The sequence below is a fragment of the Companilactobacillus alimentarius DSM 20249 genome (assembly GCF_002849895.1).
GTDB lineage: Bacteria > Bacillota > Bacilli > Lactobacillales > Lactobacillaceae > Companilactobacillus > Companilactobacillus alimentarius.
This window is the reverse complement of record NZ_CP018867.1, coordinates 1228991-1252451: the sequence shown is the minus strand read 5'-3', so window position 1 is coordinate 1252451 and position 23461 is coordinate 1228991. Positions and strand designations below refer to the sequence as shown.

The window sequence follows — 23461 nt, the reverse complement described above, 5'->3', positions numbered from 1 at the left end:
TTTTTGATGTTTGGGAGTAATTATGGATAAAGAATATATTTTAGCGATTGATGAAGGAACAACCACAGCCAGAGCAATTATTTTTGATCATAGCGGTAAGCAAGTTGCTATCGCTAGACATCCTATCAGACAAATTTTGCCTAATCCAGGTTGGGTGGAACATGAACCTAATGAAATTTGGAATGCTGTTCAAACGACGATTGCAACGGCTTTGATTGATTCTGGAATTAAGCCTAAGCAAATTAAGGCGATCGGTATTGCCAGTCAAAGAGAGACAACTGTGGTCTGGGATAAAAAGACAGGGTTGCCGATATATAACGCTATTGTTTGGCAAAGTCGTCAAACTTCGAAATTAGCTAATGACTTAATTGAAGCTGGTTATAAAGATGAAATTCATCAAAAAACAGGTCTAATTATTAGTCCATATTTTTCAGCAACAAAGATTCGCTGGATTTTGGATCATGTCAAGGGAGCCCAAAAGAGAGCTGAAAATGGTGAATTGCTGTTTGGAACTATCAATACTTGGCTACTTTGGAAATTGACCGATGGCGATAGTTTTATGACTGATTGCGCTAATGCTAGCCGAACCATGTTGTATAACATCAATACTCTGAAGTGGGATGAAGAACTCTTAAAAATTTTTAACATTCCCAAAGCTATGTTGCCAGAAGTTAAGTCTAATGCGGAAGTCTTCGGAATTACTAAGAATTATCAATTCTATGGTTCAGAGATTCCTATTTCAGGAATGACGGGTTCGCAGCAAGCTTCTCTATTTGGGCAGATGGCTTTTGAACCAGGGATGGTTAAGAATACTTATGGTACCGGGGCTTTTGCTGTGATGAACACTGGAAACAAACCAGCTATGTCAGACAACAATCTTTTGACAACCATCGCTTATAGTGTTGATGGAGAAATTAAGTATGCTCTGGAGGGTAGCGTCTTTATTGCTGGGGCTGCATTGCAATGGCTACGAGATGATATGAAATTGATTAGCAATACTCCTTCAACTTCTTTAGCTGCAAAGAAGTCGACTGATTTGGATGAAGTCTACGTAGTACCCGCTTTTGCTGGCTTGGGGGCACCTTATTGGGATAATCAAGCTCATGGAACTATTTTTGGTATCACAAGAGGGACTTCTGATAATGATATTATCAAGGCAACTTTGCAGGCAATTGCTTATCAGACAAAAGATATTATTGAAACGATGAGTTCTGATTCGAGAATTCCAATTGAAGTTTTAAAAGTTGATGGTGCGGCATCTGCCAATGATTATTTAATGCAATTTCAAGCTGATATTTTGGGGATTTCTTTACAACGATCATCTGAATTGGAAACAACCTCCTTAGGAGTAGCGTTCATGGCTGGGTTAGGTGTCGGCTATTGGAAAGATTTGGACGATATTAAGCAAAACTACCAAGCTGGAAAAGTTTATCAACCAGAAATGAGTGAAACTAAGCGTTTGGATTTGTATGGTGGCTGGAAAAATGCTGTTGAAGCAACCATGGATTTTAAGCACTAAGGTTAGAATAATAAGAGCCTATCTTAAAGGTCTCTTATTTTTTTTTATTGATGTGTAAGTATTTATGGAGCTTTTATTAAAATGGTTTTGACATGGTGCTTTTAAAAGCTTAATATTAATACATCATTGTGTAATGTGAGGAGAAGTTTCGAATGGATGAGAAAAAGGACCGAGGATTTTTCGGTCAACCGACAGGTCTACGGACACTGTTCTTAACTGAATTTTGGGAGAGATTCAGTTACTACGGTATGCGTGCCATTTTACTATTCTATATGTATTATGCGGTAACTAAGGGTGGTCTAGGCATGGACCGTACCACTGCCGCTTCTGTTATGTCTATCTATGGTTCATTAGTTTATATGTCTAGTGTTCTTGGTGGATTTATCAGTGATAGATTATTGGGAGCTAGAAGAACTGTCTTCTGGGGTGGTGTTGCCATTATGCTTGGTCACATCGTCTTGTCACTTCCTATTGGTCAAGCAGGATTATTTTCATCAATAGCTTTAATTGTTATTGGTACCGGATTATTGAAGCCAAACGTATCCGAAATGGTTGGTGGATTGTATACTGAAGGGGATCCAAGACGTGATTCTGGATTCAGTATTTATGTCATGGGTATTAATTTAGGTTCATTGTTTGCTCCACCAGCTGTAAATGCTATGAGTAATCATTTTAATTTCCATGCTGGTTTTTCATTAGCCGCTATTGGAATGTTTATTGGATTGATTGTTTACTGGTGGGATGGTCGCAAGTACCTTCCTAAGGAAAGTTTAAAAGCACCAGATCCAATTACAGACAAAGAACGGACTAAATTCTTCCAACGTGTTGCAATTGTAATTGTAGCAATCATCGTTATTGTTATCGTTATGATGTTCGCTCATGCCTTTACAATTGATAACATTATTACAATCATCAGTATCTTAGGTATCGCCTTACCAATTGGTTATTTTGTTATGATGATAACAAGTAAGAAAGTCACAAAGATTGAAAGATCTCGTGTCTTGGCTTACATTCCTTTGTTCTTGGCTGCTGTTATTTTCTGGGCCATTGAAGAACAAGGTTCAGTTGTTCTAGCACTTTTTGCTGCTGAACAAACTAGACTAAGTTTTGCTGGATTTAAGTTGTCAGCCCCATTGTTCCAAATGCTTAATCCATTCTTCATCATTATCTATACGCCATTCTTTGCTTGGCTATGGATCAAATTGAGTAAGATACAACCATCATCACCATCTAAATTCTGGATGGGACTAGTTGCTACAGCTATTTCATATTTCGTTTTGATTATTCCTTTGATGGGATTAGCACCAGGTGGCAAAGTTAGTCCACTCTGGTTAGTTCTAAGTTGGGGAATTATTGAAATTGGTGAAATGTTGATTTCACCAGTTGGTTTGTCTGCTACGACTAAGTTAGCTCCAAAAGCTTTCAAAGGACAAATGATGAGTATGTGGTTCTTGGCTGATTCAGCTGGACAAGCTGCTAATGCACAAATTGTTAAATTATTTAAACCTGGTGATCCTCAGAATGAAATGATGTTCTTTGGCGCTACAGGTATCGTTACATTAGTTGCCGCAGTTATTTTGATTTTGTTTGTTCCTAAGATCAAGAAATTAATGCAAGGTGTTAACTAAAATTTATTAAAATTAAATAATGGAGGACTTTATTGGAATTATGGCGTGTTGCCATATTCTAGTAATGTCCTCTATTTTTATTTGGATAAAAAGTATGTTTTATCTAAATTCATTATTTTTTGGCTGAAAAAGTAATTTTTTTAGAAAATCACTTGAAAAGAATGTATATTTTCGGTAATATTATTAAGTCGAATGAAAGACGTAGTATCTCATGGAGGGGTAGCGAAGTCTGGCTAAACGCGGCGGACTGTAAATCCGCTCCTTCGGGTTCGGTGGTTCGAATCCACTCCCCTCCATTCATTGGGTTATAGCCAAGCGGTAAGGCAACGGGTTTTGATCCCGTGATGCGATGGTTCGAATCCATCTAACCCAATTAATGAAAAAAGGCAAAATTCTGAATATGAATTTTGCCTTTTTATTTTTCTAATTTTTAGAGCAGTTATTAATTTTTATATGAAATACTGTATAATTAATGAAAGTAATGCACATAAAGGAGTGCCAGAAAATGAAGGTACCAGTATATATACAGATACATAATGAGATAAGAAAAGAAATTGAGTCGGGAAAATGGAATGTTGGAGAACGTATTCCATCTGAAAGACAACTATCACAAGATTTTGATGTCAGTAGAATGACTCTTCGTCAAGCTATTCAAACTTTAGTCGATGAGGGAATTTTACAACGACAAGTTGGTTCTGGAACTTATGTTGCCAGTAGCAAAGTCCAAGAAAAAATGTCTGGAACGACTAGTTTTACCGAAATAACTGAAAGTCAAGGCAAGAAGCCTTCTAGTAAAACTGTTTCATACCACGTGGCCGATCCGTCGATCAGTGAAATGGAAAAGCTAAAACTAACTGATGGCGATCAAGTATTACGAATGGAAAGAATCCGTTATGCTGACAATCAACCAATTTGTTTTGAAGTCGCCACAATTCCTGTCTCCATCGTTTCTTCTTTGGATAAGCAAGACATTACGTCTTCACTATATAAAGCCTTAGAGGACAAAGCAGGGTTAAAATTAGGTGATGCTACCCAAACAGTTTCAGCAATTTTGGCTTCTGAAAAGATTGCTAACTTTTTGAATGTTAAACGTGGATCTGCCATCTTGCGGGTAAGACAAGTAACTACTTTGGACGATAATCGTCCGTTTGAATATGTCCGTTCGCAGTATGCTGGAGACAGATTTGAATTTTATCTGGAGAGATAAAGGTTTCCTTTCAAAAGAGCTTTAGGGTAATATATTGTTTAGGACGTTTTAAATTTTTAACTGGGAGTCACCACATATGCAAAGATTTATTAAAAAGTATAGCATCTTCTTAATGTTGTACATTGTTTTTCAACCAGTATTGGACGCCGTTACTGGGTTAATGACTCAGACACATATGAGTGTCACGTTTGGGGTGTTGATTCGCATGGCTGTTATGGCCGTGACGGTCTTCTATTTACTTATATTCTTAATATTGAATCGAGATAATAGGCGTGGGTTTATGATGATTGGCTATTTTGTCATATTAGCTTTAGTTTCAGTCATCAGTCTATTCATAAATTATAAAACTAAGTCTTTGTTCGTAACTTCTTTAGAAATTACAACCTTGGCTAAAAGTTTGTATTATCCAATTATGCTATTGGGTTATTTATATGCTTTTGAGGAATTAGCAGAGGATCGAATCATCAATCGCTTTTTCCCTAAAGTTATCTTTATTGCAGTTAATATCATCAGTATCATCATGTTGATTGCTCACTTTACTAATACTAGTTTCAGTTCATATTCTTACTACAAGTTGGGTGAAAGTGGCTGGTTCTTTGCGGCTAACGAATTGAGTGCTATTGTTTCAATTACTTTCCCAATTATGGTTTGGTATGCATTGAAGAAAATTAATCGGTGGACAAGATTGTATTATTGGATTTCAATTATTTTGGCCATTTATTCAGCTCTATTGATTGGAACGAAGGGTTCGTTATTAGCTCTTCTATTCAGTCTTTGTTTGGCTATTTTGGCAAGTATCGTTCAGTTCTTTCGAAATCGTGATAGAAGAAAATACTTTGCAGGAATTTTTATTTTATTAGCAATCACTTTAGGTGGAATCATTAAAGCTTATCCAGCAATGGCTGTGGCGAGAACCTCAGAATTGCATACCGAAATGATCAAAGATAAAAAACAAAAGGCTAAAACTAAAAAAGGTATTACTAAAGATCAAAAGAAATACGTTCAAACTAATAAGACAGTTTCTTATTTATTTAGTGGTCGAACAGTTTACTTTGAAAATGCAGCGCATAACTTCTCCAAATCTACCTTGCCACAAAAGGTCTTTGGAATGGGATATGCTACAAACTTTAAGAAAGTTCAGGACGCTAAATTGGTCGAAATGGATTATGTTGATATTTTCTTTCAATTTGGTGTAATCGGAACAATCGTTTATCTAGCACCGTTACTATATTGCTTGATATATTTGATTGGCACATTCTTTAGAAAATTTGGGAGCATGTGGTCATCTAAATGGATTATGTTAGTTGCTAGTGTTTGTCTAGGGTTTGGTATGGCATTATTGACGGGGCATGTAATTGAGGCTCCATCAGTCAGCGTTTACTTTGTCTCGATTTTAGCTTATGCAATGTTGAATGCACGAATCTTTTTACGGACGAATGAAGATCCTTATACAATTGATGTAGAAGATTAAATGAATTAATAAAAATTCCTCTAACTTTTTAGGCTAGAGGAATTTTTTTATTTCTTTTTCTTTTCTTGTTTGATTAATTTCATATATTTAGGAATTGCCAACATTCGACCAAATCTTGTGGGTTCCGTAATTAGACGATAAAACCATTCGAGACTAAGTTTTTGGAAAATTTTTGGAGCTCTTTTTTTTGTTCCTGAGAAAACGTCAAAACTGCCGCCAACACCAATCCAAATTGCGTCGGCGTTATAACGGTATTTATTGATGAAATATTCTTGTTTAGGATAACCAAGCGCTACCAAGACGATGTCAGGTTTCTTTTTAACAATTTCATCAACAATCGGCTTGTCATCCTTAAAATAACCATCGTGATAACCGACTAGGTCAACTTGAGGATAATCATGTTTGATTTTTTCAGCAGTAGCTTTAATAACTTCTGGTTTAGCGCCAAGAATGTAGACTTTGAGTAATTTACGATTAGCAGTTTCAACCAAATATTTTAACGTATCGAATCCAGTGATACGTTCATGCATAGGAGTGCCCAAGCTATTTGCTCCTTTGATAATGCCAATTCCATCAGGAATGACATAGTCAGCGTTGTTAACAATTTTCAAAAATTTGCTGTCTTTTCTCGCTGAGAGCACAATTTCAGGGTTAGCTGTTACGATAAACTTGTTAGCATGAGTATCTAGATCGTAATCTAGATGCTGATGAAATTGCTTTTCAGTAAAATTATCAAATTGTGTACCTAAAATATCTATTCTATTTTTGTGCATAGCATTCTCCTTTAATGTATTATTATACACGAGAAAGATTAATTTGAGAGGTGTCAAAATGCGTGTTTTACATATCAATGCCGGTAATGAAGACGGCGGTGCTCGGACTTATATTGTTAACCTGATGAAGGGTCAGAAAATAATCGGTGAAAAAAGTGTTCTGTTAACTTTTCAGGAAGGACCAGTGTCTAAAATGGCACGTGAGAATGAATTGGACGTGACGGTTTTGCCACAAAAGCAACGCTTTGATCTGTCTATTCTAAAACCATTAACAAATTATATTAATAATAATAATTTTGATATTGTTCACACTCATGGTCCAAGAGCTAATTATATTGTTTCTTTGATTAGGAAGAAAATTCAGGCTAAATGGGTAATTACCGTCCATTCTGACCCTAGAATCGACTTTTCAGGTATAAAGGGACAAGTCATGCTCAAATTAAATCTACACGCTTTAAAACAGGCAAATTCATTATTCTATATGAACCCTGATTTGGCAGATTACTTTAAATCGTTGAAAATTGATGCTAAGAGAACTTTTGAAGTTTTTAATGCCATTGATTTCACTGGAGCCAATCCAAGATTTAATCGTCAATCGACTTTTACCATCTTAGAAGTTGCACGGTTAGTTGAAGTCAAGAATCATCGGTTATTGTTGGAAGCTTTAAGCAAAGTTAATTTCAATTATAGATTGATTTTAGTGGGTGATGGACCATTGATGGATAGTTTACGGAAGTTAACGTCTGATTTAGGCATTTCCGATAAAGTGGATTTCGTCGGTTTTAAGGAAAATACAGGTAATTTTTATCAAGATTGCGATATCTCGATTCTGACATCTAAATCCGAAAGCTTACCAGCTGTCTATTTGGAATCCGCCGCCTATGGTAAGCCAGTTATTGCCACAGATGTTGGATTGACAGATAAAGTTGTTCGAGATGATACCGGTTGGTTAGTTGAATCTAACAATGAACAAGAATTGATTCAAGCCTTGAATGAAGCACATAGTTTTTGGAAAGATGATAATTTGAATCAAAAAGGAATGAATCTGTATCAGATAGTACGTGATCACTATTCGATTGAACAATTAGCTCGTAAAGTTAGTGAAGGATATGAAGCGACTTTAAAAGCTAATTAGAGTAGAATATATGGCAATAAAATAAATAAGGGAGCAATCATGACTCAATTTCAAGATGAAGATTTAACTTTGCATACTGATTATTATGAATTAAATATGATGTATACATACTGGAGGAAGGGTTTGCATAATCGCCGGGCTGTTTTTGAAGTTTACTTTAGAAGCTTGCCATTCGATAATGGTTTTGCAGTCTTTGCAGGTTTGGAACATGTAGTCGACTACTTGAAGAACTTGAGCTTTTCCGATTCAGATATTGAATACTTACGTGAATATGGGGAATATGACGAAGAATTTTTACGCTGGTTAAAGGACATGAAATTCAGCTGTACCGTGCGGTCAGCTTATGAAGGAGATTTAGTTTTCAATGAAGAACCAATCCTTCAAGTTGAAGGTCCACTAGCACAATGTCAATTAATTGAAACAGCTATCTTAAATATGGTTAATTTTCAGACATTGATTGCCACAAAGGCTGCTCGTATCAAAACTGTTTGTGGAGACGATCCAGTAATGGAATTTGGTTCTCGTCGTGCTCAAGAAGTTGATGCAGCTATTTGGGGAACTAGAGCAGCTTATATTGCTGGTTTTGACGCTACAAGCAACGTTTTGGCTGGTAAGTTGTTTGGTATTCCTATTTCTGGAACACATGCGCATGCTTTAGTTCAAACTTATCGTAATGAATATGATGCTTTCAAAGCTTATGCAACAACTCATAAGAATTGTGTTTTCTTAGTTGATACTTATGACACTTTAAAAAGTGGTGTGCCTAGTGCTATCAAGGTTGCTAAAGAGATGGGCGATAAGATCAATTTCTTAGGGGTCAGAATTGATTCCGGTGATATGGCATATATTTCAAAACGTGTCAGAAAACAACTTGATGAAGCTGGTTTCCCTAATGCAAAGATATATGCTTCAAATGACCTAGATGAAAAAACTGTTCTTAATTTGAAGATGCAGGATGCCAAAATTGATGTTTGGGGTATCGGTACTAAGGTAATTACTGCTTTTGATCAACCAGCCTTAGGCGCTGTTTATAAGTTGGTAAGTATTGAAGATAATCGTGGCAACATGATGGACACTTTGAAACTTTCAAGTAATGCCGCAAAGATTTCGACACCAGGTAAGAAACAAGTTTGGAGAATTACCAATAACCGTAAGAATAATAAGACCGAAGGAGACTATGTGACTTTCTGGAATGAAGATCCTAGAGAACATGGTTCACTTTATATGTTCCATCCTCAATATACTTATATCAATAAGACTGTGGAGGATTTTCAAGCTAAGCCAATGTTGCATGATATCTTTGTTGACGGTAAATTGGTTTATGATTTGCCTAATGTCAAAGAAATCAGAAAATACTGTGCTGATAATTTAGATTCACTTTGGGATGAATACAAACGTATTTTGAATCCACAAGTTTATCCGGTTGATTTGTCTTCAAAGCTATACAGTCATAAGATGAAATATATCGAAAAAATTCGTAACGATGTAAACAATATTAGATTAGGTGACTAAAAATGAGACCTTTACAAAAAGAGATTATAGAATTTGAACATACTAAACCAGAAATTGATCCTGAAACTGAAATTCGACGTTCAGTAGATTTTTTGAAGAATTATGTAAAAGATCGTAGTTTTTTAAAAACGCTTGTTTTGGGTATCTCTGGTGGTCAAGATTCCACTTTAGCTGGAAAGTTGTCAGAAATGGCGATGACGGAATTACGAGAAGAAACAGGCAATGATGATTATAAATTTATTGCCGTTCGTTTACCTTATGGGGAACAAGCGGATGAATCAGATGCAATGCAGGCTATCGAATGGATGCAAGCTGATAAAGTAATTCGAGTTAATATAAAAGATAGTGTCGACAATATGGTTAAAGCTGTTGAGAATAACGATATGCATATTTCTGATTTTAATAAGGGAAATATCAAAGCTAGAACTAGAATGATTGCTCAATATGCTATTGCGGGCGACAATCAAGGCGTCGTTGTAGGAACTGATCATGCGGCAGAAAACATTACTGGCTTCTATACAAAATATGGTGATGGCGCAGCTGATGTAACGCCACTATTCCGCTTGGATAAACGCCAAGGTAAGGCGCTACTAGAAAAACTTTCAGCTCCAAAGAATTTATATGAGAAGATACCTACGGCTGATCTAGAAGAAGATCGTCCAAGTTTACCAGATGAAAAGGCACTTGGAGTATCTTATAAGAATATTGATGATTACCTAGAAGGTAAAGAGATCGATTCTAAGAGCGCTGAAATTATAGAGAATTGGTACAAGAAAACAGCACACAAGCGTCGCTTGCCATATACTGTTTTTGACTAGATAAAAAGTGACATTGGGCAATCAAATATGGTTGCCTGATGTCATTTTTCTTTAATATTTGAATCGAGGTTATGATTGACAGCTTTTCGTATATATAATCTCGTGTGTTAGAATGAAACTGTATTATTGTAATATTCTATGAAGAGGTGTTTAACAGTGAACAATAATCTAGTTTCCCTTATGAAACCATCTGTTATTGCAATTAAGCAACAAGAGATTTTTAAATTCAATGCGCGCGCCAAAAGTATTCCAGGTGTCATTAATATGACCGTTGGTGAACCTAATTTTCCAACACCAGAGCATATCAAAGAAGCTGCTATCAAGGCAATTAATGATAATAAAACCCATTATACTGTACCTGAGGGTAATCATGAACTTTTGAGTGCCGTTTCGAAATATCTACATGATAAATATGATCTAAATTATGATCCTAAAACACAAATTGTTGCAACGACTGGAGTTACTGAAGGTGTTTTTTCAGCCTTCAATGCTATCTTGCAATCAGGTGATGAAGTATTAATTCCATCTCCAGCCTTCACTATTTATGGTCCAGATGCTGACTTTAATGGGGCTTCACCAGTCTATATTGATACTTCAAAAACTAACTTTAAAGTAACGCCAGATGTTTTGAAAAATGTCTTAGAAACTAATCCTAGAATTAAGATATTCTTGTTGAATTTCCCAAGTAATCCAACTGGTGTTAGTTATACCGAAGAAGAATTAAAAGCTTTAGCTGATATTTTAAGAAATCGTGATATTTTTGTAATAAGTGACGAAATTTATAGTGAATTGACTTATAATTTTAAACATATTTCATTCGGAAATATTCTTCCTGAACAGACAATCGTTATGAATGGATTGTCTAAGTCGCATGCAATGACTGGATGGCGTCTTGGAATCGTTTGTGGTCCAGCTGAAATTATTAGTCAGATCAACAAGATTCATGAATTGGCTACAACTTCGATTACCTCAATAACTCAATTTGCAGCAATTGAAGCATATAAGAATGGTTATGATGATCCTATTTCGATGCGTGAGCAGTATCAAGCAAGACGTGATAAGTTGTTGAGTGGTTTGAATAAATTAGGTTTTAAATGTCCAACGCCTAACGGTGCTTTCTACTTATTTGCTAAGATTCCAGAAGATTTAGAACAGGATGATGTTAAATTTGCTAACGATTTATTAGAAAAAGAGCATTTGGCAATTTTACCAGGTAGTTTCTTTGGAATCGGTGGCGAAAATCATTTGAGATTTAGCTATGCTGCAAGTATGGAGGATATTTCTCAGTGTCTTTTGAAGTTGGCAGACTTCACTAAAGGACAGAAAAAATAGCAACATAGAAGGGTAAATATGTTAAGCAGATTTCAAAGTATAATTAGTAAATTGGTGCTTATATGTCTAGGAATTTTTACATCAGTTGTTTTAATTCAAATGGGGGGATTCTTGACATTAAATTATTTAAAACCAGAACCAGTATTAACCATACTGGTTCTTCTTTGTGCAATTATTTTTGTTGGTGCAATAGGGTATCTTTTGTATCGAATTCGTGATGACGATAAGAATTTGAATCGACTAATTTTAATAAGCATGTTGTTCATCTTTTTGATTGTTGCCTTAATTTGGCTGAAGCTAGTTCCGCAGACGCAGGTCAGTGATTTCAAAACTTTTTGGACTAAAGCACCAAAGGCTTTGGCAGGAAAAAGTATATTCAGCTACGATAATGATTATTTTGCTAAGTGGGCTTATCAAACGGGCTTTTTAGTCTACGTTATGACGGTAGTAAAAATATTTGGTGAACACGTTTTTGCTATACAATTTCTAAATATTATTTATCAAGTTTTAATCCTATATTTGACATACTTAATTTCAATGCAGATTTTTAATAAAGTGAAAGTAGCTCGTTTGACAGTCTTTGTTTTGATGATTGACTTGGATTGGTTTGCTTTAAATAGCCAAGCCGATAATCAATATATTGGGATGCTCCTGTTTATGTTGACGTTTTATTTGATTATGCAGGATAAATATTGGACTTATATTTTAGCTGGCTTGACATTAGCCATTGGGAGTATTGTTCGTCCAATTGGTCCAGTTGTTATTGCCGGAATCATCGTCTATGGTTTGTTGTATCTCTTTATTAGCAAAGGTAAATTTTCTTGGATGGGAATTGTCAAAGTAGTAATCACGCTAGTTATTTACCAGATGATTTTTTCTGGAGCTAGTTTAGCTATTAAAAATTCTGGCTTAAATTCTTATGGCTTAACTAATCGGGATTCTGAATGGAAATTCGTAGTTGGTTTGGATGCAAATTCTAGTGGTTCTTATGATCAAGGGATGGTCAATCGGTTTGATCTTAAGGCTAGTCGAAATAAAATGAGTGCTAAGGAATATAAGGTCATTCATGAGAATGTTAACAATTTGAATGCTACACATGGTTGGCTGAAATTGTTCTGGCAAAAGAATCGGACCCTCTGGGCTGGAAGATCAATGGCAATTGACTTTACAGGATTTGATACGATTCATTCATTAAAAATGACTAATTTAGTTAAATTATTGGGATACATGGGGAGTGTAATCCTGATAGTATTTTCTTGGATCGGTTCAATAAGACTCTTTAGATTAAAACTCGATAATAATAAAATATTCTTGGTTATTTTGCCACTTATGGCGTATGCCGTTGTACAATTATTAATTGAAGTCCAAGGACGATATCGACTTGAATTCTTACCGATAGTGGCTATTTTAGCTGGTTTAGGATTGTATAGTTGTTGTGATTTCATTAAATTAAAGCGGGAGACGAAATAAATGTCTGATGGAGTGAAATTAAGCATTGTCGTTCCTTGTTATAACGAGGAAGAAGTGCTACATGAAACTACAAAAGAATTGACAAATATTTTATCTGGATTAATGAATGCCAGTAAAATTTCCAAAAATAGTAAAATTGTATTCGTTGACGATGGCAGCAAAGACAAAACTTGGGCTTTGATTTCCGAATTTTCTGATAAATATAATTGCGTTTCAGGTGTGAAATTGAGTCGTAATTTTGGTCACCAAGGGGCCTTATTAGCAGGTGTAACAACAGCCTCAGAAGATTCTGATGCCGTTATAACGATAGATGCCGATTTACAAGATGATGTTAATGCCATACCGAAAATGGTTAACGAATATTTACAAGGTGCAGAAATTGTTTACGGGGTTAGGAATAATCGTGATACTGATACAGCTTTTAAACGTGGGACGGCAGAAATGTTCTACCGTTTCATGGGGTTTCTAGGCGTTAAGTTAGTACCGGATTCCGCTGACTATCGACTAATGAGCCAACGTGCTTGCAAGGTGTTGTTGAGCTATAAAGAACGTAATTTATTTTTGCGAGGAATCGTGCCTTTGGTAGGTTTTAAATCAGCTAAAGTATTTTATGCCCGCAAGGAGCGTTTTGCCGGCGTTTCGAAATATCCTTTGCGTAAAATGATCAAGTTTGCAATTGATGGAATTACTTCTTTTTCAATTGTTCCGATTAAGATGATTATGGGATTAGGATTTTTCATCGTTTTGATTAGTATCGTATTGTTGATCTATAGTTTGGTTCAAAAAATCAACGGAAACGTTGTCGAAGGTTGGTCATCACTAATGATATCTATTTGGGCACTCGGTGGTGTACAATTAATTAGTATTAGTGTGATTGGCGAATATGTCGGTAAAATCTTTAGTGAAGTTAAAGGTCGCCCTAGATTTACAATTGAAAGAGATATTTATACTGAGAAGACACAACAAGAAAATAAGAGGTAACTGTTATGAATGCTGCACAAAAAAAAGCAATGCAATATGGTAATTTGATTAATGCAACTGTTCAAACTATTCAAGAAGAACAAGATAAATTAAATCCTGAATTTGAGAAGCTTCGTGATGCACTGGATCGTAGTAAAGTTGATCAAATTGACAGCGTAGAATATGTAAAGATTCAAAAGGATTTTGCTTCTGGAACTAAAAAGTATCAAGAGACACTTGCTAAATTAGATAAGGGTCGCGCTCCTGCAAGATTAATGGGGACGCATATCACATTGGTTTCAGCCTTTAGAAAGTATGTTGAAGCTTGTGGTGAAATGACTGATAGTATTGGCGATGATAAAAAAATTGACCGTCATAGATTTGACGCTTCTGAAAAAGAACAAGATGAAGCAATGGATAAGTTTTCAAAATTAATTCAAAAGTTGACTGATTTAGCTTAATATGTCTGATTTAGAATTAAATGAATTAGTGAAGAAGGTTTCTCAAGAATATTTTGGGAAGCCTTTTGTTCATCAGGCATATTTTAATAACCGTTTAAAAACCACTGGTGGGAGATTTCATTTACGTGATCGTAATATTGATATCAACCCTAAAATTTATCGACAATTTGGTTATGAGACATTGGTAGGGGTCATTAAACATGAATTGTGTCATTATCATTTGTATAATGATGGCTTGCCAGCTCAACATCGAGATCATAGTTTCAAGGTACTTTTAAAACAGGTGGATGGTCTACGCTATTCACCAATCCAGCGCACTGTAAGATCTAAAAATTATCACTTATATCAATGTAGTCACTGTCAAACAATCTATCGAAGGGTACGAAGAATTGATACTAAACGTTATGTTTGTGGTAAATGTCATGGAAAATTAGTCTATTTACGAGATATTAAATAATCATCTTGATAATTTATTTGATTATATGTATAATAGTTTCTGTTGCATGCGGGTATGGCGGAATTGGCAGACGCGCAAGACTAAGGATCTTGTGGAGAATTATCTCCGTGGAAGTTCGAATCTTCTTACCCGCATCTGTTTAAACAAATTTAGATAAAAATAAGAGGAATAACCATTGTGGTTGTTCCTCTTATTTTTTATCTATTTCTGAAAATCATCTAGAATCTGACGGACTTCATCAGTTGATTTAGCTTGCATCATTTCATTACGTAAGTCAATAGCACCCAATTCAGGACGAGCATAGATTTTAAAGAAACGTTTTAATGATGGAAAACGCGGAACATCATAGTGTGTGGCAAAGTCGTCAAACAAATCGAGTTGCATACGTAACAAGCTTAATAATTCATTCAAAGAATGTTTTTTTTGATTTTGTTCAAAGGCAAAAGGATTGGCAAAAACTCCACGACCAATCATAATGCCATCGAGACCGGGGTGTTCTTGAGCTAATTTGAGCCCAGCTTGGTAATCGGGAATATCGCCATTAATCTGCAATAAAGTTTGTGGAGCAATTTCATCACGCATTTTAATAAGATCATCAATTACTTCATAATGCGCAGGAACTTTACTCATTTCCATCTTAGTTCTCAAATGGACAGTTAGAAGATCAGTTTGTTGGCTCAAAAGCTTAGGAATCCAACTGTTAAATTCATCAACTTTACTATATCCTAATCGAGTTTTGATACTAACGGCCAGATTAGATTGTTTAGTAGCAGCAACAATATCGTCAATTTTTTCTGGATTGCGAATCAAGTAAGTGCCACCATGATTTTTAATAACTGTTTTATCTGGACAGCCGGTATTTATATCCACAGCTGAAAAGCCATGGCTTTTTAAAAATTCAGCTCCACTAGCAAAGTCACTGGCGACATCTCCCCAAAGTTGAACGACTGGTTTCTTTTGTTCTCTAGGATCAATAAAAAGTCGTCCGTCAACTGGAAATTTAGTTGTTTTATCAGTTATTCCTTTAGCATAAACGAATTCACTAAAGAAAGTATCTGGTGCACTTGCTTTAGCAATGACTTGACGAAAAACGGTATTGCTTACAGCCTCCATAGGCGCCATGGTAAAGAAAGGTCGCTGTTGTTTTTTAGCTTTTTTTGCTATTTGCGACCAAAATGTTGATTCTGTCACTTTCAATTACTCCTTTTATATACGTTACTATTCATAATACTAGTTTCAATTTTTTTAGGCTAATTTTGTAGCTTATTAGAGTCAGTTTTGAATCTTTTAATTAATTTTTGAGAAAATTAAAATAATACAACTAAATTTTAAAAAATCGCCTTAATATCACTGTTTAATTCATTAAATAGTCGTTATATCATAATTATGTATTTAAAATTTAACATTAATAACATTAAATGAAGTATATATTTTTTTATAAGGTGGTATAGTATTACTGATAAATATTGATATTAGATAGATGGGAGTGTTGTTCTTGTTTCTTGGATCTATTATTTATAATAAAAGACGAGAAATGAATTTGACGCAAATCGAGTTGGCCGACGATATTTGCACTCAAAACACAATTAGCAAGATAGAAAAGCATAATACAGCTCCAACGGTAAACATTTTAATCAAGATTTGTTTGAAATTGAATTTGTCGTTGAATGATGTTTTTAGTGACTTTTCAAGTCGGGATTCAGTTGAAAAGGAGAGTGCTCTGGACAAAATTGAGCATGATGCTTTGTCGTTCAAATTAAATGAAATTGATCAAAAAATGTCTAGTTTACAAGGGAAACTCAATAATAACGATATGAAACAATATGAATTAATAATAGGAATTGTTGAATATCAAAAAAATAATATTGATGAATCTTTGTTTACATTAGATAAAGTTCTACAATTAACTAAATCAGCTAATGATGACATATACACACTACTAGCTTATTTGTTCAAGGGATTAGGATATTTGAAACAAAGTCATATTGATCGAGCTCAGTATTATTTTCAAATGATTAGTGATTCCTTTGAAGAAAAATTAGAAATACCAAATGCTAATGAGTTAGAAGTATTGTTTCTTTGTAAGACTCTTGCCAAGTCTTTCATTGATATGAAGCTTTATCAAAAAGCATATCGTTTTAGTCACTGTGGATTGAATTACGCACAAAGAAATCATACTTCATATTTCTTGGACGAATTAAATTACAGTGCTGCATGTGCCGTTAAAAATGATCCTGATAAAAAAGATCAATACGATGATTATTATAATTTGGCCTATTATTTAGCAAAGTTTAATCAAAATAAGAATTTATTAAAAGAAATAAATCATTAGGGAATACCTTAGATGGTTTATTTTTTTATCAATAAAATAGCTAATTTTTGTAAAACATGTTTAAACAAATTATAATTGATTAAGTCTAAGGAGACTAAGGAAGTTTAAATTATGAAAAGAAAAGTAATGGTGACATTATTGGTCGCTTTGCTGGGTTTAACCTTTTCGATTTTATCCGTCCATAGTGTCAAGGCTGAATCCGTGACTAGCGGTAATTTTGTAGAAGTTGATGTACGTTCTGCTCAACTATATAATTCATTTGGATTATCTCTTGGAAAGTCAGAGCCAAAGGGTAGTGACTGGTATCTTGGGAAGACGGTTACTGTAAATGGAAACGATTATTATCAAGTAGCTACTAATGAGTTCTTGAGTTCAAATGATAGCTTTGTTTATCGCAACAGACCAGAGGTCATCAAGGTTTCGAGTGATGATGGCGATGTTCCTGTCTATAATCATAATCTTGTTGAAAGTACCAAAGTTGCACTGGCACCGAATACATCCTGGTATTCTGATCGTGTAATCACGACTTCAGAAGGTATGCCATTCGTTCGTGTGGCAACTAATGAATATGTAGGAATGTGGTACGTCATACAGCAACAATTTACAGAAAAATACTAGTTTATAAAAAGGGCACTCTAGGAATATACTAGAATGCTCTTTTTATTAAAATAATTTTTTACCTTTTTAAACGTTTCCAACTGCATAGGAATATTGATTATATAAAAAAATTAATAGAATTATATATCATTATAGAGAGAAATATGTTGAAAAATGTGTCGAATCCTTGTACTATTAAGTTGCTTATAGATATGCCGATAAAAAATATAGGCAAATGTGTGAATTGTTATAGTTTTATTTTATATGAAAGAATCAATCTTATGTACGCTATTTTTATGCCAAAAAATAGCCGAGGGACTTAAATTATTAAATTATAGTGAGGTATAATTATGAAAAAATCTATTGCTCTTTTAGTATGTGCATTATTTGGGGGCAGTATCGCTGCAACCGCTAGTGTTACTGATGTTAATGCTCAATCTGTAACGACAGGAAACTATGCTCAAGTTACAGAACAGGCAGCTTCTGTTTATGATCAGAATGGTAATAAGACCAATATTTCCGTCGATAAGGACAGTACTTGGAAAGTTAATAAGTTAGAAAAAATCAATGGCAATGAGTATTTCCAAGTTGCTCCGAATCAGTTTTTGAGTACAAATGATAGTTTTGCATACAAAAAACGCCAAATGATTATTAAAGTTCAATCATCTGACGATAATGGGTCTGTACGTGTTTATGATCATAATTTGAAACAAAGAACAGACGTATCACTTGCTTCCGGAACTAAATGGTATTCCGACTCTGCAATTTATACATCTCAAGGTATGCCTTTCGTACGTGTTGCTACTGATCAATATGTTGCCATGTTTGATGTAACTGAACAACAAGTAAAAAGTTCTATTAACTAATTTAAATTCAATTCTATGTGTGTGAATTCTTAATTAAGATGTTTATGGTATGCCGACCATAAATGTCTTTTTTTATTTTATATATCAATCTCTATGTACACTGCCGTATGTACTTAAATATTTATTAGATATATGAGGTGTTTCCTTAATACAATTCATAGTGTAATATGATTCGATGTCTTTTTTGATTCAAGTTTTGTAAAAAGCTTTTTCCTAAAGTGAATTAGAATGGCTAATAATAAAAAATGTTGCATTAATAGTATTGATTTGGAAATATCTTAAATAATTAAGAATTATGAATATGTTGTCTGAAGCTTGTTATAATAGGGTTTCTCGGCTTGAAAAAATTTGAAGATTCTTTTTTGTTACGATTTTGATATTAAAAATGGAATTTGTAAACAGCAATAAAGATTAATTAATAATTTTTGAAATTATATTGAATTTAAATAGTCAAATGAATCTAATATGAAATTATTTATTCATATCATCTATTTCATGAGTGGTATGTATGCTTTTTTTATGACAAAATGTCTTTAAATGTTGATAGAGTGGTTAAATGAATATAATCGGTATAGGTTTTGGGTAATTTGGAATAAAAAACGAGACATAACATTTTCAGCCCTTTATTAGGCTATGTTATGTCCCACTTTTTTAATATTTGAGAATTAAATTAATTTTTTGCTTGAATCAGTTTAACTTTTTTCAAAATTCCTTTATCAAAAGCCTTCATATATTCATCGCGACTCTTGAATTTCTTGTTCTTTAATTTGCGCTTAACATCAGTCCAATCATAGTAATTGATTGGAACCATATTGCGATCCTTGTTTTTAACATATAATTCGGAGAAGTTATTATCAGTTTCAATAGGACCCGTCATCCAAATATACTTATCGTCACGATATTTGAGGAAGTACTGACTATCACGACTGATGGTATTTTGATATTGTGAATATTCAATTTGCATATCAAAAGTCTGTCCATAGTCGTGAGCTAGGTAATCCATGCGGACTCCTAATACTAAGGCTATTAAACTAAATAGTGGTAATAAGATTTTTTCATAATTATTGAAGAAAATATCAAGGTTGATTGTAAAGATGGTTACTAAGAAAATATAACTAGCAAACATACATCTGGAACCAAATGGTGAAACAACGATGAATGGTGCGATAACAACATATGTTGATAATAATAGAGCAAAATTAGCAAGCTTATGTTTTGTGTTCTTTAATTTCAGACTATAAAGAATTGCCAAGATTGTAAACAACATTAAAATTATACCGACAATAATCAAATGTTTAGGAGTGTAACTGATTCTCAGGTAATGGAGCATTGTGTCTTTAGTTTCACCGCCACTCACTGAACGGTAAGAATCAGAACCAAATAATATCTTAAGATAAGCTCCATTGATAAACATCAAGATAGCACCGATAAAGTTACCAATTAAGATTAAATTGAGGACCTTCTTGAATTGCTCTCCAAAATGTTTTCTTAGAAAAATCCAAACTAAAATAATGTTGAAACAGTTTAACAATGTAATATGTTCAGCAAAGAATTGAGCCGAAATTGCGGCTAAAAAGATTAAAAACATGCTAGTACGGTAATAATGAACATTCTTGTTATCATAGTTTTTTAAGACCAGATATAGAAGAAATAACGGGAAGATAGTAGAGGGCAAGTAATTAGCAAATCCAGCATGCCAGCCCAAAATTTGTTTAAAAATAGAAGCTGGGGTTAGAAGAATTAAGGCGGTTGCTAAAGCACTTGAAACCAATCCAATATTTTTAGCGGGAGAAATTTGTTCCCGAATTTTTTGAATTAAATAAACAATAGTAGTAGGAAAAATCCCATAAGCCAAAAAGGCGAGAACTTTTACTTTAGTAATGGCGATAACTAATAGATCGCCTAAGTAACGTCCATCATAGTAGGTAAAGATTCCCTGGGGAAAATAATTACTACCGAAATAGGTCCCCCAATGGAGGTCGTCACCTAATAATGGCATCCACATACCAATTAGTCCGAAGATGATGAATAGTATGAAGTAAAAACTTAGTTTAGCTGTTCTTGTCATAAATACATCCTTAAAATTTTCATTTACTAAGAATATATTCTATCATTATTTCAAATAATATGAGAGTTAACTTGTGGAAAATAGAAGAATATTGATAGTATTAATAATTGATGAATAATAGGAATACAAAATTAATTACTAAAAAAGAAAAGGTGACTTTAACATGGAAAAAGTTGTTGTGTTAGGCTCAATCAATGTTGATACGATTTTAAACATTAAACGTTTACCAGTTCCTGGAGAAACTATGGCAATGAGTGACGAATCCAATGCTGGAGGTGGAAAAGGGGCTAATCAGGCAATTGCCGCAGTTCGTGGTGGTGCAAAAACTACTTTCATTGCCAAAATTGGTCAAGATCATGCAGCAGATTTTATGTTGGATACTTTTAAAAAAGATGGCTTGAATATGGAAAATATTACGGTTGATCCTAAAGCTGGAACGGGTAAGGCCTATATTCTATTAGATGACAATGGTCAAAACAGCATTTTGATTTACGGTGGTGCTAATCAAACTATCAGTGTGGACGATGTGAAGAATGCTGAAAGTTCTATTGCTGAGGCTGATTGCTTGATTTCTGAATTTGAGACTCCGATTGAAGCGACCTTGGAGGCATTTCGCATTGCTAAAAAAAATAATGTTGTAACGATTTTGAATCCTGCTCCAGCCAAAACCGATATTCCGGAAGAATTATTTCAATTAACTGACATTATTGTTCCTAACGAAACCGAAGCAGAGGCTATAACAGGCGTAAAAGCAGTCGATAAAAAATCAATTATAAATTCTGCAGATAAATTGAATAAAATGGGTGTCAAGCGTGTTATAATAACTATTGGTAGCAGGGGATCACTTTATTACACTGATGGTAAAGATGATTTTGTGAATGCTTACAAAGTATCAGCAGTTGATACGACCGCTGCGGGTGATACATTCATTGGTTATTTGGCCGCTAAGTTAGATTCTAATTTAGATAATATGGTTGAAGCAATGAAGTTTGCTAGCAAGGCCTCGTCGATTGCGGTGCAGGTTAAGGGTGCACAAAATTCCATTCCTTACGTTGATGATGTAAAAATTTGAGCGTTTATCGGGGAAAACTTTATACGTAGATTGTAATAAGTTGTTAATCATGTTACTATAAGAGTTGTATTTTTGAATGGTGAATGGTTCGGATGGTTTGAATGTTTCGTACTTTAGACTTTCTTCCATAATGTACCACGAAATAAATGCACAACTAATATATTATTTATCAGGAGGAATAGTCTGATGGAACACGGAACAGTTAAATGGTTTAACGCAGAAAAAGGCTATGGTTTTATTACACGCGAAGATGGTAGTGACGTATTTGTTCACTTCTCAGCAATCCAAGGTGACGGTTACAAGACACTTGAAGAAGGTCAAGCTGTAACATTCGACATCGAAGATAGTGATCGTGGACCACAAGCTTCAAACGTTGTTAAGGACTAATTATAACTTTAATAAACTTTGAACTTTTAAGCTAACTCACAGGAGTTAGCTTTTTTTGTGTCTTCAAAGAGAATTTACATTAAATTTACAGTTATTAAATATTACTAGTCTATTATTGTTATTAAAAAATAAGGAATAGTTAATAATGCTTGATTGGAAAAGAAATTTTAGAATTCTTTGGTTCGGCAGTTTGGTCACTGATATGGGCAATGCCATTACTTTACCTTTTATCGTCCTATTTATCGATACTCTGGGAAATTTTAACAAAACAGAATTGAATTTTTTTGGAGCAGCGGCTTTTTCGCTGACATATCTAACTAAAGCTCTTGTAGCTCCACTGTGGGGAAGATTAGCAGATCTAAAGGGGCGTAAGTTAATGTGCTTACGTGCTTCAGGGATGATGACTCTGACAATACTTTTGGTTGGTTTATCACCGAATATTTGGTTTTTACTATTTTTTCGTTGCTTGCAGGGGGCTTTTTCAGGCTATATTAATAATGCTAATGCCTTGATGTCGGTTTCAGTTCCCAAAAGAATTCAAGGAAAAGTTATGAGTAAATTAGTAACTGGGAGTATTACTGGGACTTTGGTGGGGCCTTTATTGGGAGGAGTTTTGATCACGATCATTGGATATCGTGGGACGTTTTATTTGACGAGCTTTTTAATGTTTTTGGTTTTTCTAGCCACTTGGGTTGGTGTACATGAAGAATTCGTTCCCATCAGTAAGGAAGAATTGAAAGAGGTATTGCCTATTATGAAAAAGATTGGTTGGCAATTCTTCTTTGCTCTTTTTGGGTCGCTATTAGCGATTCAAGCTACTACTAATGCAATTACACCAATCATCAGTTTACTAGTCAGAGAATTGAATTTTGACGGTCCTAATATAGTAATAATGACTGGAATAGTATCTGCTGCACCGGGTTTAGCAACAATTTTAATGGCAGGTGTTGTTGGAAACTTAATAGATCGTTTAGGGGCTTTGAAAAGCATATTGATTTTCTTGAGTATTGCGATTGTTTGTCTATTATTAACTAGCTTGATTCAAAACGTTTGGGAATTGATTGCCTTACGATTTATTTTAGGAATATCTGATGCTGCCTTAATTCCATCCCTACAAATTTTGACAGTTCGAAATATTCCTAATTCAATCTTTGGAAGAGTTTTTAGCTATAATCAGTCGGCACAAGCATTTGGAAACGTCTTAGGACCAATGTTGATGGCCATTATAGCAATGAATCTTAATTATAAAAGTATTTTCTTATTTTCAGCTCTTTTGGAATTATTAGCACTATTATCTTGGTGGTTATGTTTGAGAGGACAAGTACAGTTGGAATAAGAAAATAAATGATTTTTAAATTTCTGAGTCAAATCACAAAATTTTCAAAGTTATCAGCTA

21 protein-coding genes and 3 tRNA genes are annotated in these 23461 nt (G+C 34.4%); 21 read left to right on the top strand and 3 right to left on the bottom strand.

The window, feature by feature from the left end:
- The first annotated feature begins 22 nt into the window (after window positions 1-22).
- The 6 genes from glpK to LA20249_RS06000 all read left to right on the top strand — a co-directional run bounded on the left by glpK (window position 23) and on the right by LA20249_RS06000 (window position 5825).
- On the top strand, window positions 23-1519 hold the full coding sequence (gene glpK, locus LA20249_RS06025; protein ID WP_057738670.1) for a glycerol kinase GlpK: 1497 nt from the start codon (window positions 23-25) through the stop codon (window positions 1517-1519).
- Between the two features lie 152 nt (window positions 1520-1671).
- Complete coding sequence (locus LA20249_RS06020) at window positions 1672-3147, top strand: peptide MFS transporter (RefSeq protein WP_057738668.1); 1476 nt, start codon at window positions 1672-1674, stop codon at window positions 3145-3147.
- Window positions 3148-3360: 213 nt separating this feature from the next.
- Window positions 3361-3443: transfer RNA gene (locus LA20249_RS06015), tRNA-Tyr, on the top strand.
- Window positions 3444-3448: 5 nt separating this feature from the next.
- Window positions 3449-3520 (top strand) — tRNA-Gln (locus LA20249_RS06010).
- Window positions 3521-3652: 132 nt separating this feature from the next.
- Window positions 3653-4354 (top strand): GntR family transcriptional regulator, encoded by a 702-nt coding sequence (locus LA20249_RS06005; protein WP_057738666.1) that lies wholly within the window; start codon window positions 3653-3655, stop codon window positions 4352-4354.
- Window positions 4355-4430: 76 nt separating this feature from the next.
- Window positions 4431-5825 carry an O-antigen ligase family protein gene (locus tag LA20249_RS06000; protein ID WP_057738664.1) on the top strand — a complete coding sequence of 465 codons (1395 nt, stop codon included), beginning with the start codon at window positions 4431-4433 and terminating at the stop codon, window positions 5823-5825.
- Between the two features lie 47 nt (window positions 5826-5872).
- Here LA20249_RS06000 and LA20249_RS05995 read toward each other — a convergent pair whose 3' ends face one another.
- Window positions 5873-6598: a WecB/TagA/CpsF family glycosyltransferase gene (locus LA20249_RS05995; protein ID WP_057738663.1), complete on the bottom strand. Its 726-nt coding sequence runs from the start codon at window positions 6596-6598 to the stop codon at window positions 5873-5875.
- Between the two features lie 58 nt (window positions 6599-6656).
- Between LA20249_RS05995 and LA20249_RS05990 the strand changes: the two genes are divergently transcribed.
- The 9 genes from LA20249_RS05990 to LA20249_RS05950 all read left to right on the top strand — a co-directional run bounded on the left by LA20249_RS05990 (window position 6657) and on the right by LA20249_RS05950 (window position 14877).
- Window positions 6657-7733 (top strand): glycosyltransferase, encoded by a 1077-nt coding sequence (locus tag LA20249_RS05990; RefSeq protein WP_057738662.1) that lies wholly within the window; start codon window positions 6657-6659, stop codon window positions 7731-7733.
- Window positions 7734-7772: 39 nt separating this feature from the next.
- Entirely contained in the window at window positions 7773-9245 is a 1473-nt protein-coding gene (locus LA20249_RS05985) for a nicotinate phosphoribosyltransferase (RefSeq protein ID WP_057738660.1), read from the top strand.
- 2 nt (window positions 9246-9247) lie between these two features.
- Window positions 9248-10063 carry an ammonia-dependent NAD(+) synthetase gene (nadE, locus tag LA20249_RS05980; RefSeq protein ID WP_057738658.1) on the top strand — a complete coding sequence of 272 codons (816 nt, stop codon included), beginning with the start codon at window positions 9248-9250 and terminating at the stop codon, window positions 10061-10063.
- Between the two features lie 156 nt (window positions 10064-10219).
- Window positions 10220-11395: an aminotransferase class I/II-fold pyridoxal phosphate-dependent enzyme gene (locus LA20249_RS05975; protein WP_236900078.1), complete on the top strand. Its 1176-nt coding sequence runs from the start codon at window positions 10220-10222 to the stop codon at window positions 11393-11395.
- A 111-nt stretch (window positions 11396-11506) separates the two neighbouring features.
- On the top strand, window positions 11507-12865 hold the full coding sequence (locus tag LA20249_RS05970) for a YhgE/Pip domain-containing protein (RefSeq protein WP_235806754.1): 1359 nt from the start codon (window positions 11507-11509) through the stop codon (window positions 12863-12865).
- On the top strand, window positions 12866-13846 hold the full coding sequence (locus tag LA20249_RS05965) for a glycosyltransferase family 2 protein (RefSeq protein ID WP_057738652.1): 981 nt from the start codon (window positions 12866-12868) through the stop codon (window positions 13844-13846).
- Window positions 13847-13851: 5 nt separating this feature from the next.
- Window positions 13852-14286, top strand: coding sequence for a hypothetical protein (locus LA20249_RS05960; RefSeq protein WP_057738650.1), 435 nt, complete (start codon window positions 13852-13854; stop codon window positions 14284-14286).
- A 1-nt stretch (window position 14287) separates the two neighbouring features.
- Window positions 14288-14743 carry a SprT family protein gene (locus tag LA20249_RS05955; protein ID WP_057738648.1) on the top strand — a complete coding sequence of 152 codons (456 nt, stop codon included), beginning with the start codon at window positions 14288-14290 and terminating at the stop codon, window positions 14741-14743.
- Between the two features lie 48 nt (window positions 14744-14791).
- Window positions 14792-14877 (top strand) — tRNA-Leu (locus LA20249_RS05950).
- Window positions 14878-14944: 67 nt separating this feature from the next.
- Here LA20249_RS05950 and LA20249_RS05945 read toward each other — a convergent pair.
- The gene (locus LA20249_RS05945; protein ID WP_057738646.1) at window positions 14945-15934 is read right to left on the bottom strand and encodes a tRNA dihydrouridine synthase; all 990 of its coding nucleotides are present in this window, start codon (window positions 15932-15934) and stop codon (window positions 14945-14947) included.
- Between the two features lie 289 nt (window positions 15935-16223).
- Between LA20249_RS05945 and LA20249_RS05940 the strand changes: the two genes are divergently transcribed.
- The 3 genes from LA20249_RS05940 (at window position 16224) to LA20249_RS05930 (ending at window position 18538) form a co-directional block, all read left to right on the top strand.
- Entirely contained in the window at window positions 16224-17075 is an 852-nt protein-coding gene (locus LA20249_RS05940; protein ID WP_083477913.1) for a helix-turn-helix domain-containing protein, read from the top strand.
- Between the two features lie 111 nt (window positions 17076-17186).
- Window positions 17187-17693: an SLAP domain-containing protein gene (locus LA20249_RS05935; RefSeq protein ID WP_057738642.1), complete on the top strand. Its 507-nt coding sequence runs from the start codon at window positions 17187-17189 to the stop codon at window positions 17691-17693.
- A gap of 329 nt (window positions 17694-18022) precedes the next feature.
- Window positions 18023-18538, top strand: coding sequence for an SLAP domain-containing protein (locus LA20249_RS05930; RefSeq protein ID WP_057738640.1), 516 nt, complete (start codon window positions 18023-18025; stop codon window positions 18536-18538).
- 670 nt (window positions 18539-19208) lie between these two features.
- On the opposite strand, the gene LA20249_RS05925 is transcribed toward LA20249_RS05930, so the two are convergent.
- A complete protein-coding gene (locus tag LA20249_RS05925; protein ID WP_057738638.1) occupies window positions 19209-20606 on the bottom strand; it encodes a hypothetical protein in 1398 nt (465 codons plus the stop codon).
- A gap of 163 nt (window positions 20607-20769) precedes the next feature.
- Here LA20249_RS05925 and rbsK point away from each other — a divergent pair, with 163 nt between their 5' ends.
- The 3 genes from rbsK (at window position 20770) to LA20249_RS05910 (ending at window position 23401) form a co-directional block, all read left to right on the top strand.
- The gene (gene rbsK, locus LA20249_RS05920; RefSeq protein ID WP_057738636.1) at window positions 20770-21678 is read left to right on the top strand and encodes a ribokinase; all 909 of its coding nucleotides are present in this window, start codon (window positions 20770-20772) and stop codon (window positions 21676-21678) included.
- 186 nt (window positions 21679-21864) lie between these two features.
- The gene (locus tag LA20249_RS05915) at window positions 21865-22065 is read left to right on the top strand and encodes a cold-shock protein (RefSeq protein WP_010020786.1); all 201 of its coding nucleotides are present in this window, start codon (window positions 21865-21867) and stop codon (window positions 22063-22065) included.
- A 145-nt stretch (window positions 22066-22210) separates the two neighbouring features.
- A complete protein-coding gene (locus tag LA20249_RS05910) occupies window positions 22211-23401 on the top strand; it encodes an MFS transporter (protein ID WP_057738634.1) in 1191 nt (396 codons plus the stop codon).
- The last annotated feature ends 60 nt before the right edge of the window (window positions 23402-23461 follow it).

What these genes read in the sequence shown, in the direction of transcription:
- LA20249_RS05985 (WP_057738660.1), top strand. Translation starts at nt 7,773, where the DNA reads ATGACTCAATTTCAAGATGAAGATTTAACTTTGCATACTGATTATTAT.
- LA20249_RS05935 (WP_057738642.1), top strand. Translation starts at nt 17,187, where the DNA reads ATGAAAAGAAAAGTAATGGTGACATTATTGGTCGCTTTGCTGGGTTTA.
- LA20249_RS05960 (WP_057738650.1), top strand. Translation starts at nt 13,852, where the DNA reads ATGAATGCTGCACAAAAAAAAGCAATGCAATATGGTAATTTGATTAAT.
- LA20249_RS05990 (WP_057738662.1), top strand. Translation starts at nt 6,657, where the DNA reads ATGCGTGTTTTACATATCAATGCCGGTAATGAAGACGGCGGTGCTCGG.
- LA20249_RS06000 (WP_057738664.1), top strand. Translation starts at nt 4,431, where the DNA reads ATGCAAAGATTTATTAAAAAGTATAGCATCTTCTTAATGTTGTACATT.
- LA20249_RS05925 (WP_057738638.1), bottom strand. Translation starts at nt 20,606, where the DNA reads ATGACAAGAACAGCTAAACTAAGTTTTTACTTCATACTATTCATCATC.
- glpK (WP_057738670.1), top strand. Translation starts at nt 23, where the DNA reads ATGGATAAAGAATATATTTTAGCGATTGATGAAGGAACAACCACAGCC.
- LA20249_RS05930 (WP_057738640.1), top strand. Translation starts at nt 18,023, where the DNA reads ATGAAAAAATCTATTGCTCTTTTAGTATGTGCATTATTTGGGGGCAGT.
- LA20249_RS06020 (WP_057738668.1), top strand. Translation starts at nt 1,672, where the DNA reads ATGGATGAGAAAAAGGACCGAGGATTTTTCGGTCAACCGACAGGTCTA.
- LA20249_RS06005 (WP_057738666.1), top strand. Translation starts at nt 3,653, where the DNA reads ATGAAGGTACCAGTATATATACAGATACATAATGAGATAAGAAAAGAA.
- nadE (WP_057738658.1), top strand. Translation starts at nt 9,248, where the DNA reads ATGAGACCTTTACAAAAAGAGATTATAGAATTTGAACATACTAAACCA.
- LA20249_RS05995 (WP_057738663.1), bottom strand. Translation starts at nt 6,598, where the DNA reads ATGCACAAAAATAGAATAGATATTTTAGGTACACAATTTGATAATTTT.
- LA20249_RS05940 (WP_083477913.1), top strand. Translation starts at nt 16,224, where the DNA reads ATGGGAGTGTTGTTCTTGTTTCTTGGATCTATTATTTATAATAAAAGA.
- LA20249_RS05955 (WP_057738648.1), top strand. Translation starts at nt 14,288, where the DNA reads ATGTCTGATTTAGAATTAAATGAATTAGTGAAGAAGGTTTCTCAAGAA.
- rbsK (WP_057738636.1), top strand. Translation starts at nt 20,770, where the DNA reads ATGGAAAAAGTTGTTGTGTTAGGCTCAATCAATGTTGATACGATTTTA.
- LA20249_RS05910 (WP_057738634.1), top strand. Translation starts at nt 22,211, where the DNA reads ATGCTTGATTGGAAAAGAAATTTTAGAATTCTTTGGTTCGGCAGTTTG.
- LA20249_RS05915 (WP_010020786.1), top strand. Translation starts at nt 21,865, where the DNA reads ATGGAACACGGAACAGTTAAATGGTTTAACGCAGAAAAAGGCTATGGT.
- LA20249_RS05965 (WP_057738652.1), top strand. Translation starts at nt 12,866, where the DNA reads ATGTCTGATGGAGTGAAATTAAGCATTGTCGTTCCTTGTTATAACGAG.